The organism is Ignavibacteriales bacterium, assembly GCA_026390815.1.
Lineage (GTDB): Bacteria > Bacteroidota > Ignavibacteria > Ignavibacteriales > SURF-24 > JAPLFH01.
Map to the genome: position 1 here is coordinate 124,551 of JAPLFH010000005.1, position 13,793 is coordinate 138,343.

Below are 13,793 nucleotides of genomic sequence, written 5' to 3' on the forward strand. Positions count from 1 at the left end.
ATGAAAAATAATATGCTCTATGTTAATTTTAAATTTTTTGTTTTAATATCGATTTTCTTTTTACCGCTAAATATAATCTACACCCAAAATATTGATTCTGGCTGGAAACTTTATGATGATTCGCAAGTGGCTATTGTTGAAATTACAATGAATCCCGATGACTTAATCTACATGTACACTAACTTAAAAAGCGATTCAATGCACATTGCTCAAGTGCATTTTAAAAATGCACAAATTGATGAAACCATCGATTCAGTTGGGATAAGATTACGCGGCAATACTTCCAGGGATGCTCAAAAAAAATCTTTGAAGTTATCATTCAATCATTTTATTAATGGAAGACAGTTCCATAAAGTTGATGATTTAAATCTGAATGGCGAACATAACGATCCTTCAATTATAAGAAGCAAATTGGTGTGGGATTTATGCAAAGATATAGGGATGAAAGGAAGCCGCGCAGCCCACACAGCAGTTTACATTAACGGGCAATATTATGGTTTATATATATCGGTAGAAAGTATTGATGATGAATTTCTAAAAAAGAATTTCAATGACGATTCCGGTAATTTATGGAAATGCCTTTACCCTGCCGATTTAGTTTACAAAGGAACCAATCCTAATCTTTATAAAAAAATTGAGAATGGAAGAAGAGTCTATGATTTAAGTACTAATCAAGAAAAAGATGATTACTCAAAACTTGCCCGTTTGATCGGCATTATTAATACTACTCCAAATAATTTATTGGAAGATTCATTGGAATCTGTTTTATCTGTTACTGAAGTTCTAAAATATTTTGCTATGAACATTATGGTCGGTAGTTGGGATGATTACTGGTTCTTAAAAAATAATTATTACATATACCACGAACCGGCAGCAGATATTTTTCATTGGCTTCCTTATGATTATGATAATACATTTGGAATTGATTGGTTCAATGTTGATTGGACAAATTCAAATCCTTATGTTTTTGGAAACTCGGATAATTCCCCTCGCCCGTTGGTTACAAAAGTTATTGGAAATTCACAGTACAGAAATCTTTATACACACTTTTTAGATTTCTATAGAAATAATGTTTTCAAACTTTCTATTTGGGAATCCAGGATTGATAGTTTAAAATCAAGGATAACTCAATATGCGGAAACGGATACTTTCCGCACGAAGGATTACAATTTTACGATGCTGGACTTTAATAATTCTTATTCAGCTAATAGCTACTCAAATAAGCATGTTAAAAGAGGAATAAAAGAATATGTTAATAATCGATACAATACTTTAGGTACATACTTAAACTGGCAAGCAGCTAAGCCAATTATTTACTCCATCAATTGGTTCCCCAAAAACCCAAGACCAACTGATACAATTTTTGTAGTTGCTTCTGCATTTAGCAAATCGGGACTTAAAGATGTTACCATAAAATTTTCTTTTGAGAATGAAGGAAATATTTTTGATTATCCAATGACTTTTCAACCAGTTGCAAATACAAAAAAAGTAGAAGAAGCAGATAAATGGATTGGAAAAATACTTCCATTAGGTTTAGGTAAATCCGGTAGTTTTGTAATCTCTGTTTCAGACATTAATAATTTATCGCAAATATATCCACGGAAATCAGCAAACAAAATTCAAACTCCATCTTCCACCAGTTTTGGCTTAGTTATTAACGAATTTCTTGCAAAAAATGATAATACTATAAAAGATCAGGATGGTGAAAATGATGACTGGGTTGAACTTTATAATTCTACTAACAATTCAATTTCATTAAGAGGAAAATTTCTTACCAACTCTAAAAAGAATTTGATGCAATGGAAATTAACAGATAACAATTTAGTTTTGGAGCCCGGTAAATTTCTATTAGTTTGGTGCGATATCGATACAACTCAATCCGGACTTCATACCAATTTTAAGCTTAGTGTTGATGGGGAATTTATTGCTCTTGTTGATAGTGATGGCACAACCGTTCTGGATTCCATTTCCTTTGGTACACAAACGGCGGATATTTCTTTTGGTAGGTTTCCTGATGGTGGCAATAACTGGCAATTCTTAAAACCAACACCCAGCTTGAACAATGTGTTAACTAAAGCCGATAACGATCCAATGCTTCCTAAAGAATTTAACATAACCGCATTTCCAAATCCATTTAATCCTTCAACAAATATTCAATATAAATTGCCAATTAAATCAAATGTAAAAATTTCAATTTATAATCTATTGGGAAAAAGAATTTGGTTTAAGGAAGAAGCAGATAAACTAGCTGGTAACTATTCTATAATTTGGAATGGAATTGAGAATTCCGGAATGCCAACAAGCTCTGGAATTTATTTTTGCCAGATCGAAGCGGGTAAATGGATTAAGACTATAAAATTATTATTGATGAAATAAAATTATCAAATTATAAAAATGGATTGAATATGAGACTTCAAATTACATCTTATATTTTAACTATCGCATCCTTTGGCTTTTTCCTGTGCGGTGTAAGTCTTGCAAAAAACAATGAAAAGATTACGAACAATTCCGATAGCCTGAATTCTAAACTTGAAAAATTATTGAAAAAAGAAAACATAAAAATTATCATAACAGATTCTGGACTCGGAGGACTTTCAGTCGTTTCTGATATCGAAAATAAATTGGCTGCCTTTAAACCATTTAAAGAAGTTGAACTAATATTTTTCAATTCACTTGCCGACCATCAAACTGGTTATAATAGCATGCCAAACAATGAATCCAAAGTCCGAGTTTTTAATTCAGCTTTGGAAAGTATGGAAAGATTATATCACCCTGATTTGATTTTGATTGCCTGCAATACTCTTTCTGTTGTTTATCCAAATACTGAGTTTAGTCAAACCACTAAAATTCCTGTATTTGGAATTGTTGATATCGGAGTTGATCTTATGTATAAAAATCTTCAAAATGATTTGAACAGTAGTATAATTATTTTGGGAACACCGACTACAATTTCTTCCGAATCGCACAAAAAGAAATTAGTGAGTAAGAATATTCCTGAAGACAGAATCGTTACCCAAGCCTGTAGAAATTTGGAAAGTGAGATTCAAAATGATCCTAAAAGCAATGCGGTGCGCAATATGATCGAACTTTATTCTGATGAAGCCAAAGCAAAAATGATTAATACAAAATCAAAAATCTCCGTTGGATTATGCTGCACGCATTATGGTTATTCTATAGAGGTTTTTGAAGATATTATGAAAAAGAAATTTGGAAGCGATGTAACAATTATTAATCCAAATAGTTATATGAGTGAATTCATAATCAAAGATAAAAACAAATCAAGATTTAATTCAATTATAACAAAAGTTGAAGTTGTATCCCAGGCAGATATTTCCGATCAGGAAATTGAATCTCTTGGCAGCTTGCTCAAAATAAATTCCCTTAAAACTGCTGAAGCACTAAAGAATTATAATTTCAAGAAAAATTTATTTGAATATAGAAACTTGATTTACTAATTGTGGTTCGAAATTTTAAATATGTTATATTTAATATAGACTAATATCTGTGAGCACATTAATTGAGACTCCAAAAAATATATCATATTTCTATTCTGTGGCTTAAAAAACATCTAAGCTCTAAACAATTCATATTATTTTCGAGCGTTTTGGTTGGATTAACTTCAGGAATGGCGGCAATATTATTAAAAACTCTTGTCTATTATATACATAATTTTCTAACATCTGATTTCGGTTTTTCTTTTCAACAATATTTATTATTTATATTACCTTTAGTCGGAATACTATTAACAGTAGGATATATAAAAATCTTTTTAAAAGATAAATTCGGAAAAGGCTCCGCTCATATTCTTTATTCAATTGCTAAAAAATCCAGCTTTATAGAAAAACAAACAATGTACTCTCATATCATCACGAGTGCAATAACTGTAGGGTTTGGTGGATCTGCTGGATTGGAGGCACCGATTGTAGTCACTGGTTCGGCAATAGGCGCAAATTATGGAAGAGTAAATTTATTATCGTATAAGGAAAGAACATTACTTTTAGCGTGTGGTGCGGCTTCGGGAATAGCTGCTGTTTTTAATGCACCAGTCGCGGGTGTAATGTTTGCATTAGAAGTTTTATTAACCGAAGTATCAATCTCTGCATTTATACCATTAATTATTTCGTCTGCGGTAGGTGCTTTATGTTCCAAGATTATTCTACAGGAAAATATATTACTGCATTTTACTTTACAGCAACCTTTTAACTATTTCAATGTACCATTCTATATTGGATTAGGTTTATTAACTGGTTTTGTTTCAATTTATTATACCAGGATTTTTTCCGGAATAGAGGGATTGTTTAAGCCTACTGAAAAAAGAAATATTATAAAAGCTTGCGTTGGTGGTTTAGTGTTAGGATTACTTATACTAATATTTCCACCATTATTTGGTGAGGGTTATGAAAGTATTAAAGTACTTGCAAATGGAATCCCAGAACAGATGTTCAGAAACAGTTTGTTCGACAAATTTAGCAATAATGAATGGTTTGTTTTGTTTTTTATTTTAGTTGTTGGATTAGTAAAAGTAGTAGCCGCTTCCCTTACAATTAGCAGCGGTGGTAATGGTGGTAATTTTGCTCCATCCTTGTTTGTTGGTGGCTTTATCGGTTTTTTTTATTCCAAATTTATTAATCTCACTTTCTTAACTCGCTTACCTGTAAGTAACTTTACAATAGTAGCGATGGCTGGAATATTATGTGGAGTGATGCACGCGCCTTTAACTGGAATTTTCCTTATTGCAGAAATTACCGGAGGTTACGAATTAATGATTCCATTGATGATTGTATCCTCAATTACTTTTATTTTGGTTAAACATTTCGAGCCATATTCACTTGATAAAAAGGAACTGGCTAAGAAAGGTGAACTTCTAACAACAGACAAAGATAAAAATATCCTTACCTTGCTTCAGTTATCAGAAATTATAGAAAAGAATTTCACCGTTGTAAGCAGTGATTGTTCAATACACGAATTAATAAATATAATTTCGCATTCAAAGCGAAATATTTTTCCAGTCACTGATAAAAATGATCATCTGATTGGTATTATCTCTCTTGATGATATTAGGGAGCTTATGTTTGAATTGGATAATTTTGAAGATGTTTTTGCTATTGAATTAATGAATAAAGCGAAATACGTTGTTCAAGTTAATGAATCAATGGACTCTGTGATGAAAAAGTTTGATGAGAGTGGTAATTGGAATTTACCAGTTGTAGATAAAAATAAATATGTGGGATTTATTTCAAAATCGAGTGTCTTTACTAAATACCGGGAAAAGCTAAAACGAAATTATTCAGATGAATAATTGGATTTGATTATATCCTTCATCTGCTGGTAAATGATTTTTGATTAATGTTTTTTTAACTAGTTTATCGAAACTTTCATATTTCTTGATACAAGACATTTCCTTTAACTCCAAAATTAATTCAATTCAAATAAAATTAATTCATTCAACTTGACTTTCAAAATTTAAATATTATATTAAATCTAAGGACAATATATCCCGGCATTATTAAAACTCGGGTATATAAGTAATACCTTTGACTTATAATAACTGTGATTCATTTGCCGGAAATATAAATACCGATAGATTATGATATACATAAATATAAATTTTACATCTATCCTCTGAAGATTTGAAATATTAATGAAATTTTAGTTTTTTATAATAATTATGATTCATTTACGAAAATGCTAGTATGAAGCTTGAAATCATTTATCAATCACTAACTGAAATAATCTCTAGAAAGGAAAATAACATGACAACCGCAGTAGAAGTAATATATTTTGAGACAAAATCCCACAATAAACCCGACGAAGTCCGCACTCCAGATAAATCACGCGTCGAGATTGTCCGACTTGAGGGTTTCACTTTTGGTCGTTTCAACCTTGAACCAGGATGGAAATGGTCAGCATGCATCAAACCAGTCGTTAAGACTGACTCATGCCAACTTTCCCATGCTGGCTACGCCGTTTCTGGCAGCTTAATTGTCCGAATGAAGGATGGGACCCAAAAAACTATAGCTGCTGGTGATTCGTACACCATCCCGCCAGGGCACGATGCTTGGGTTGATGGAAATGAACGCTTTGTTGGGATTGAAGTTATGAGCGCTGAGCAATACGCTAAGCAGTAATTGCAAACAATTCCTGGCATTAAAATTATAAGTTCCGCTATTATAGAGACAAGTAATCAGGAACATATTTTCAATTCCAACTTGGATTATGTAATTCAGTAGAACAAAATAATTCGATAAAGTAAATATTCAATTACGCGCATTCAACGAACGCATAATAGCTGTTGCAATGATATTCACCTTTCTTTAAGAGCGGTTAAGGCTTAGTTAGTTAAAATAGTGGAAGTCGTTCAACACAGTCATCATTTTATAAATAAAAGACGGCGGTGCTGCATTGTACGATGGAAATTTAAGTGAAAAGTATAAAGAATCATTTTGCTTAATTTGGATTACTTGTATCCAACTTTATTTATCATGAAATCCTACTAATCCTTGTATCCTTTATCTTCTGGTAAATGATTTTGGGATGCCGCTTCTTTGACCAGCTTATCGCATCTTTCATTTTCGGGATGACCGGCATGCCCTTTAACCCATTCCATTTTAACATTGTGCTGGGAAATTACTTCAAGAAGTTTATCCCAAAGATCAGGATTTTCAGCTTTATCTTTTTTATTTCGTTTCCAGCCATTTTTCTTCCATCGTTCTGCCCATCCTTTCTCAATTCCATCCACTACATACTTTGAATCAGTATGAAGTGTAACATTGCATTTTTCTTTAAGCGCATTTAAGGCAACGATTGTCCCCATCAATTCCATTCGGTTATTGGTAGTTAATTTGTAACCGCCGGAAATTTCCTTCACTTTATCTTTGTACTTAATAATGATTCCATAACCACCAGGACCAGGATTTCCTAAGCTTCCACCATCAGTAAAAATTAATATATTTTTTAGATCGCTCATGTATTCGTTGTAAAATTTCCAAATGACAATATCTAACTTACAAATAAATTCCAACTTTCAATTTCAAATAGTTCAATCCGATTTAAAGATTGGAATTTGTAAATTGTCATTTTTTTGTTATTTGGTCCTGCGTTGCGGGATTGATTTTTATGCTTTAAAAAAAACATTAATTTGTTTTTATCTCTCTTAATGGAAACGCGGTGTTCCTCATCGAATGAACTTTGTTTGCAACTGGAATTATAACTTCTTTTTGAACTGCCTTTTCAAACTCATTTCTGAATCGTTGAATCATAAATTTTACAGGCCAGGCAGCGGCATCTCCCAAGGCGCAGATTGTATTTCCTTCAATGTTGTTTGCCACATTAATCAGTAAATCAAGATCGGATGATGTTCCTTGTCCACGGATAATTCGATTTAGAATTTTCAGCATCCAGCCCGTTCCTTCACGGCAGGGAGTGCATTGCCCGCAGCTTTCGTGATAATAGAATTTTGTAATTCGTGCAAGAATTTTTACAAGATCAGTATCTTCATCCATCACTATAACTCCGCCAGTGCCAATTGCAGATCCAGCAGCTTTAAGTGATTCGGCATCCATCTTTACACCATCAATTTGGTCTCCTCTAAGCGGAGGCATAGATGAACCCCCAGGAATTACGCATTTGATTTTTTTATCTCCCGGAAGCCCACCAGCATAGTTGTAAATCAAATCAGTTAATAAAACTCCGGTTGGTAATTCATAAACACCAGGTTTATTTACATGCCCGCTAATTCCATAAAGCAAAGTACCAGGATGTTTCGGCTCACCAATTTTCGAAAACCATTCGTATCCGTTTTTAATGATAGGTGGAATGTTTGCAATTGTTTCAACATTGTTGATTGTAGTTGGGCAGCCCCATAAACCATTCTGTGCAGGGAAAGGCGGTTTAACTCTTGGATAACCTCTCTTCCCTTCTATCGAATTCATTAAAGATGATTCTTCTCCGCAAATATAAGCACCAGCGCCTTTGTGAATAAAAATATCACAGGAAAAATTTCCGCCAAGAACTTCAGGGATTCTTTCACCAACAAATCCTTTTTCGTATGCATCATCAAGTGCTTTTTGAAGCAGCTTGATCCATTTATGATATTCACCACGAACATATACGTATGCAACTTTTGCCTGAATAGCGTAGCAGGTTATTAAGATTCCTTCAATCAATTGATGTGGATTGAATTCAAAAATCTGCCTGTCCTTAAAAGAACCAGGCTCACTTTCATCACCATTTACGCAAAGGTACTTTGGTTTATCCGAAGTCTTTGGCATAAAGCTCCATTTAAGTCCGGTAAAAAAGCAAGCCCCGCCTCTGCCGCGTAAACCTGATTTCTTAACCTCATCAATTATTTCATCAGTTGTTTTTTGAAAAGCTTTTTTTGCAGCTTCATATCCGCCATTTTCAAGATAAACATCAATTTGATGAAGGTTAGATATTTCTGGTAAAAGAATTTTTTCCATATCAGCTAAGTGAATCTAAAATTTGTGAGACTTTTTCTTTAGTAAGATTTTCGTAATAATCTTCATTTACAGCAAACATTGGAGCAGTTCCGCAAGAACCCATACATTCTACTTCTTCTATAGAAAATTTTCTATCTGTGGTTACTTCATTTTCCATAATGCCAAGTTTGCCGATTACTTCATCTAATATTTCGTATCCGCCTTTAAGCATACAAGAAACATTTGTGCAAACCTGAATGTGATTTCTGCCGACAGGTTTCTGATGATACATTGTATAAAACGAAACAACGCTTAAGACATCAACTGCATCTATTCCAAGAAGTAAAGCAATTTCATTCATTACTTCAGTAGAAATAAATCCGTTCTGTTCCTGCGCTATATACAGAACATCCATAACAGAAGCCTGAGAAGTTGGGTATTTCTTCCTTGCTTCTTCAATCCGTTTAATATTTTCTTCTGTGAATTTGAACATGGTTTTAAATTTTAATTTATAATTCATAATGCATAATCCATAATGAAATCTGGAAAGCGAGACTTCATTTTACATTATTCATTATTCATTTTACATTATTCATCACTTATCCGCTTCTCCCATAACGGGATCTAAACTTCCAATGATTGCGACAACATCAGATATCATTGCACCTTTAACCATTAGCTGGATTGCTTGTAAATTACAGAATGATGGTGAACGAATTTTGAATTTCCAGGGATTACCTTTGCCAGTGCTAACAATGTAAAATCCTAATTCTCCCTTTGGATTTTCAACGGCAGAGTAAACATCACCAACCGGTGGATTGATGCCGAAATTAACAATCATAAAATCGTGAATCAATTCTTCCATCTTGCTGTAAATTTCATCTTTATGCGGAAGAACTTTTTTAGGATTATTTGCTATCACCGGACCATTAGGCATTTTATCTAAAATTTGTTTAACAAGCTTTGTACTTTCTCTAACTTCATCAACACGGACAAAATACCGGGCAAGACAATCACCTTCTTCATAAACAGGAACATTGAAATCAAGTTCATCATAAAACAAATACGGTTTTGCTTTGCGGATATCGTACTGAACTCCGGAGGCTCTTAGATTTGGACCGGTTACACCAAGTTTTATTGCATCTTCTTTTAGTAATACTCCAATCCCCTCTAACCGTTCGATGAATATTCTATTAGTATTAAGCAGTTTCTCCACTTCGTCAATTTTCGCGTCGAATTGATTTATGAATACTTTTATCTGCGCAATTATTTCATCTGTCAGATCAGATGCAACTCCTCCTATTCGAGTGTAACTTGTTGTAAACCTTGCCCCGGCAAGTTTATCGTAAACATCCTGTATCTTTTCCCTTTCTCTAAAAGTCCATAGAAGAATAGTAACAGCGCCAACATCCATGGCAAATGTGCCGATCGAAACAAGGTGCCCCATTATTCGAGATAATTCTGCTATCAACATTCTTATGTATTGCGCACGCTTTGGAACATCTATTCCCGCAAGTTTTTCCACTGCAAGAACATAAGCAACATTATTAGACATGGTGGCGGTATAATCCAAACGATCAGTGTGTGGAATATATTCCAGGTAAGTCATATTTTCAGCCATCTTTTCATAACCGCGATGCAGGTAACCTACTTCCGGAATGCAATTGAGTATTGTCTCACCATCAAGACGAAGTACTAACCGGAGAACGCCATGTGTTGCTGGATGCTGCGGACCCATATTAAGAATCATTTCATTTTCAAGAGCATCCTCGATGGTAATATTCGTATCCTTTAGCAAGGCTTGAACAATTTGCGATTGACTTTCTTCTCTTGATATTTTTTCCATAATCACTATTTCTTTGGCAGAGGGATTGAGCCAGGAATTCCCATTAAAGGAAAATCTTTTCTTAATGGATAATACTGATATTCTTCTGGCATATACATTCTGCGCAAGTCGGGATGGTTATTAAATTTTATTCCGTACATATCAAAAGTTTCTCTTTCATACCAATTGGCAGAAGCCCAAACGCCAGATACAGTATCAATTACTTCTTTTTCTAAATTTGCTTTTATTCTTAATCTAAAATTATTTTTGAAAGAGTAAATATGATAAATGATAGTAAATCTATTTTTTCGGGTAGCCCAATCTATTGCAGTAACATCTTCGCACATTTCAAAATGAAGTTCGGGATCATCTCTTAATAAAAAAGCTAAATCAACAATTTGATTTGGATTAAAAGTTATTGATAAATCACCACGGAATTCTTCTACAAGCTGAAGCGATTTATCAAATTGAAGTTTGATCTTTTCTAAAATTAAATCTTTAAATTCCATTTAAATTAAGTATTAATTTTTTCTTTCTTCAAATTCATCCATTGGTAAATTCTGGTAATCCATTCCTCTCGATTTACCAATCTTTTTCTGAATTTCCATTACAGCATTTATTAAATTTTCCGGTCTTGGTGGGCATCCGGCAGTATAAACATCAACCGGAAGAAATTGATCGATTCCCTGAACAACAGAATAGGAACGATACATACCTCCGGAAGAAGTGCACGCGCCCATTGCAATTACCCATTTGGGATCCGGCATTTGATCATAAATTTTGCGAACTACTTTAGCCATTTTGTAAGTTACAGTTCCGGCAACAATCATCAAATCGGATTGACGTGGCGAGAACCGCATAACTTCCGATCCAAAACGTGAAAGATCATATTTCGGATCGACAGCAGACATCATCTCGATTGCGCAGCAGGAAATTCCCATTGGCATTGGCCATACAGAATTTTTTCTTGCCCAGGCAACAATGGAATCTATGGTAGAAGTGAAAAATCCATCGGAGGTAAGCTTAGCTTCTAATCCCACTTTAAACCGCCTTTCTTATAAACATAAAGATAACCTAATTCCAGTACTATCAAGAAAATCAACATAGGAATGAAAGCAAAAATTCCAAATTCACTAAATAATTTTTTAAATTGAACGCCCCAAGGATAAACATAGATAACTTCAATATCAAAAATGATGAACAGCATTGTTACAAGATAGTATTTTATTGAAATTCGCTCGCTGGTCGATCCAACTGGTTTCATTCCACTTTCATATGTTGAAAGTTTTTCGGTATTAGGTCTTTGCGGACCAAAAAGACTTGAAGAAATAATTACAGCAACTGCAAAAATGGCAGCAACTGCAATAACTAAAAATATGGGAATATATTGTTCGATCATCTTTATTTTTATTTCATTATTCTTTTAGAAATTTATCTAAATTCACCAAGAATGTCAATTTAAAGAAAACTATTCTCGTGTAAGAATGAATCAGTTTAAATTGTTTCCAGTTTTATTCTTTGTGAAATATCTTTAAGAGAAGTCCAACTATCCATTAATTCCGGTATGTATTCCGCAGACGTGATGAATGCCCAGATGTAAGCAACAACTGAATAAATATTACCAGTGCTAAAATCGTCCAGATCAATTGATATATATAAAACTATCAGAAAGATAACCAGTAAGGCGGTTCTTATTATTCCATAATTTACCGCACTCCACTTAGCAATTTTTTGCTTAGAATTAGCAGTCTTCAAATAATATTCTTCTATCTCTTCCGGTTTTTGGTTTGAGAATACTTCAAAAGTATTTTCAAAAATATCATGTGCATCCTTATGGAGTGCAGAAACCTTTTTGTTATAAATCTTAGTTAACAAAATGAAAGGTAATCCGATGGTTAAACATGCCACAGATATTCTCCAATCAAATGTAGCTAACGCTATTATTGTTCCGGTTACACCAATAATTTGTTCCATTATCTCAGGCATACGATATTGGAAAAAGGTAATATACTCTTCAGATAATTGAGAAATGCCAGCAATTTTGGAGGCTGATAAATTCTTTTTATTTGAAATAATTGAAATTTCTGCCGCTATCTTTGCGAAAATTTTTAAGAATATCTTTTGATCAAATAATCTTCTTACAACACCTGCTGAAGTATTAACTCCATACACAACAATCCATATTATAAGAGGAACGATATGTTCAATTTGCCATACGGGATTATGGCTGGATATTTTATCGATGAGTGCATCTATAACATCACCAAAAACGGAAGGTTCAATTATCCAGGCAATGTTTTCTATTAAAACTAACGATAAAAGTATTGCGATTCCTTTCCTAAACCGTTTTAAAATAATTGAAAATTTCATCGTGTAAATTTTATTTTAATTAGTTACCATTTCTTCTTCCGCCATAAAAATATTACTAATGAAACAGAGCAAAGTGCTAAACCCATAATTATATAAAAAGCGAATGGATGTTGTTGTAATGGGATTCCAACGTTCATAGAAAAGGCGCTTACAACAAAAGTAGGAACCATTATTCCTATTGTTATAATGTTAAGGGTTTTCATTAAAACATTTAAATTATTTCCTACTATTGAAGCGCGTGCATCCATTAGACTGGCAAGAATGTTTGAAGAAATTTCTGCCTGCCGGTAACATTGATTATTATCAATCAAAATATCTTCCAGCAGTTCAAGTTCTGTTTGTGTAAATCCAATTTTTGCTGCGCTTATTTTTAATTTATCAAGCAATACACCATTGGAATTAATAGAGTTCAGGTAATAAACCAAACTTTTTTCCAATGTGAACAAATTGATTAAGTATTTGTTTTCCATTGCCATATTAATTTTACTTTCCAGCTCATCAGAAATCATATTGATTGCGTTTATGTGTGCGAAGTAATGGTTTATGGCTCTGTTTAGAAGTCTTAAAACCAGATCATTCAATGTGGAAACTTTTAAAAATACTTTTGCATCAAACAGTACGATGTCTTTGGGAATAACAATTATTGCTCTTTCCTTAAAAAGAAAGACGCCCATCGAAGATACTTTAAGTAAAAGTTGGCTTTTATCTATGTAATTTTCTGGTCGTTTAAAGATGATAGCAATATGATCCGGTTCAAACTCAAGTCGGCTTAGTTCATCAGGATCCAGAGACGAATTAAGAGTATGTTCATCAATTTTGTACTTGTCAATCAGCTCTCTTTTTTCATTATCATCAGGAATTATATATAAAAATATTGGGCTCTGCACATCTTTAGTTTCAACAACTTTATCATCAAGAATTTCGAATCTTTTAATCATAATTACCTCCAAGAAGAGAATTTATCTTTTAAGTTGGAAAAAAATCTTGTTGAAAATTAACTTATTTACATTTTAAAACAATATTAATAACTCACCTTACGCAAAGAGAAAGAAAGGTATTAAATTTCTGGTGACAAAAATCAGAGGTATGCGATGAAAAAAGAACTCTTAGAACTGTACACAGATTATTTAATGAGTTCATTTTCTTATACGACAGCCACG

General features: G+C 33.3%; 13 protein-coding genes. 4 read left to right on the plus strand and 9 right to left on the minus strand.

Going from position 1 to position 13,793, the window contains the following annotated elements; translation table 11 throughout:
- The 4 genes from NTX22_01075 (at window position 1) to NTX22_01090 (ending at window position 6,128) form a co-directional block, all read left to right on the plus strand.
- Window positions 1–2,376: a CotH kinase family protein gene (locus tag NTX22_01075; protein ID MCX6149095.1), complete on the plus strand. Its 2,376-nt coding sequence runs from the start codon at window positions 1–3 to the stop codon at window positions 2,374–2,376.
- A 29-nt stretch (window positions 2,377–2,405) separates the two neighbouring features.
- Complete coding sequence (locus tag NTX22_01080; GenBank protein ID MCX6149096.1) at window positions 2,406–3,455, plus strand: aspartate/glutamate racemase family protein; 1,050 nt, start codon at window positions 2,406–2,408, stop codon at window positions 3,453–3,455.
- Between the two features lie 170 nt (window positions 3,456–3,625).
- Entirely contained in the window at window positions 3,626–5,299 is a 1,674-nt protein-coding gene (locus NTX22_01085; GenBank protein ID MCX6149097.1) for a chloride channel protein, read from the plus strand.
- A gap of 691 nt (window positions 5,300–5,990) precedes the next feature.
- Window positions 5,991–6,128: a hypothetical protein gene (locus NTX22_01090; GenBank protein ID MCX6149098.1), complete on the plus strand. Its 138-nt coding sequence runs from the start codon at window positions 5,991–5,993 to the stop codon at window positions 6,126–6,128.
- A 365-nt stretch (window positions 6,129–6,493) separates the two neighbouring features.
- On the opposite strand, the gene rnhA is transcribed toward NTX22_01090, so the two are convergent.
- From rnhA to NTX22_01135, 9 genes are all read right to left on the minus strand, one after another.
- On the minus strand, window positions 6,494–6,967 hold the full coding sequence (rnhA, locus tag NTX22_01095; GenBank protein ID MCX6149099.1) for a ribonuclease HI: 474 nt from the start codon (window positions 6,965–6,967) through the stop codon (window positions 6,494–6,496).
- A gap of 166 nt (window positions 6,968–7,133) precedes the next feature.
- Window positions 7,134–8,459, minus strand: a complete 1,326-nt coding sequence (gene nuoF, locus NTX22_01100; GenBank protein MCX6149100.1) for an NADH-quinone oxidoreductase subunit NuoF — start codon at window positions 8,457–8,459, stop codon at window positions 7,134–7,136.
- Window position 8,460: 1 nt separating this feature from the next.
- Window positions 8,461–8,958, minus strand: coding sequence for an NAD(P)H-dependent oxidoreductase subunit E (locus tag NTX22_01105; protein ID MCX6149101.1), 498 nt, complete (start codon window positions 8,956–8,958; stop codon window positions 8,461–8,463).
- 75 nt (window positions 8,959–9,033) lie between these two features.
- On the minus strand, window positions 9,034–10,284 hold the full coding sequence (gene nuoD / locus NTX22_01110) for an NADH dehydrogenase (quinone) subunit D (protein MCX6149102.1): 1,251 nt from the start codon (window positions 10,282–10,284) through the stop codon (window positions 9,034–9,036).
- Between the two features lie 5 nt (window positions 10,285–10,289).
- Complete coding sequence (locus NTX22_01115; GenBank protein ID MCX6149103.1) at window positions 10,290–10,772, minus strand: NADH-quinone oxidoreductase subunit C; 483 nt, start codon at window positions 10,770–10,772, stop codon at window positions 10,290–10,292.
- A gap of 12 nt (window positions 10,773–10,784) precedes the next feature.
- Window positions 10,785–11,303 carry an NADH-quinone oxidoreductase subunit B gene (locus NTX22_01120; protein MCX6149104.1) on the minus strand — a complete coding sequence of 173 codons (519 nt, stop codon included), beginning with the start codon at window positions 11,301–11,303 and terminating at the stop codon, window positions 10,785–10,787.
- Window positions 11,294–11,662 (minus strand): NADH-quinone oxidoreductase subunit A, encoded by a 369-nt coding sequence (locus tag NTX22_01125; GenBank protein ID MCX6149105.1) that lies wholly within the window; start codon window positions 11,660–11,662, stop codon window positions 11,294–11,296. The genes NTX22_01120 and NTX22_01125 overlap by 10 nt, the downstream gene beginning before the upstream one ends.
- Before the next feature lie 95 nt (window positions 11,663–11,757).
- Window positions 11,758–12,633, minus strand: a complete 876-nt coding sequence (locus NTX22_01130; protein ID MCX6149106.1) for an ABC transporter six-transmembrane domain-containing protein — start codon at window positions 12,631–12,633, stop codon at window positions 11,758–11,760.
- Window positions 12,634–12,656: 23 nt separating this feature from the next.
- Window positions 12,657–13,571 (minus strand): magnesium transporter CorA family protein, encoded by a 915-nt coding sequence (locus NTX22_01135; GenBank protein ID MCX6149107.1) that lies wholly within the window; start codon window positions 13,569–13,571, stop codon window positions 12,657–12,659.
- Window positions 13,572–13,793: the final 222 nt, after the last annotated feature.

Bases quoted from the DNA above. Each gene is read 5' to 3' on its own strand.
- NTX22_01075 (MCX6149095.1), top strand. From the start codon at position 1: ATGAAAAATAATATGCTCTATGTTAATTTTAAATTTTTTGTTTTAATA.
- NTX22_01125 (MCX6149105.1), bottom strand. From the start codon at position 11,662: ATGATCGAACAATATATTCCCATATTTTTAGTTATTGCAGTTGCTGCC.
- nuoD (MCX6149102.1), bottom strand. From the start codon at position 10,284: ATGGAAAAAATATCAAGAGAAGAAAGTCAATCGCAAATTGTTCAAGCC.
- NTX22_01105 (MCX6149101.1), bottom strand. From the start codon at position 8,958: ATGAATTATAAATTAAAATTTAAAACCATGTTCAAATTCACAGAAGAA.
- NTX22_01080 (MCX6149096.1), top strand. From the start codon at position 2,406: ATGAGACTTCAAATTACATCTTATATTTTAACTATCGCATCCTTTGGC.
- NTX22_01090 (MCX6149098.1), top strand. From the start codon at position 5,991: ATGAAGGATGGGACCCAAAAAACTATAGCTGCTGGTGATTCGTACACC.
- rnhA (MCX6149099.1), bottom strand. From the start codon at position 6,967: ATGAGCGATCTAAAAAATATATTAATTTTTACTGATGGTGGAAGCTTA.
- nuoF (MCX6149100.1), bottom strand. From the start codon at position 8,459: ATGGAAAAAATTCTTTTACCAGAAATATCTAACCTTCATCAAATTGAT.
- NTX22_01135 (MCX6149107.1), bottom strand. From the start codon at position 13,571: ATGATTAAAAGATTCGAAATTCTTGATGATAAAGTTGTTGAAACTAAA.
- NTX22_01085 (MCX6149097.1), top strand. From the start codon at position 3,626: ATGGCGGCAATATTATTAAAAACTCTTGTCTATTATATACATAATTTT.
- NTX22_01130 (MCX6149106.1), bottom strand. From the start codon at position 12,633: ATGAAATTTTCAATTATTTTAAAACGGTTTAGGAAAGGAATCGCAATA.
- NTX22_01115 (MCX6149103.1), bottom strand. From the start codon at position 10,772: ATGGAATTTAAAGATTTAATTTTAGAAAAGATCAAACTTCAATTTGAT.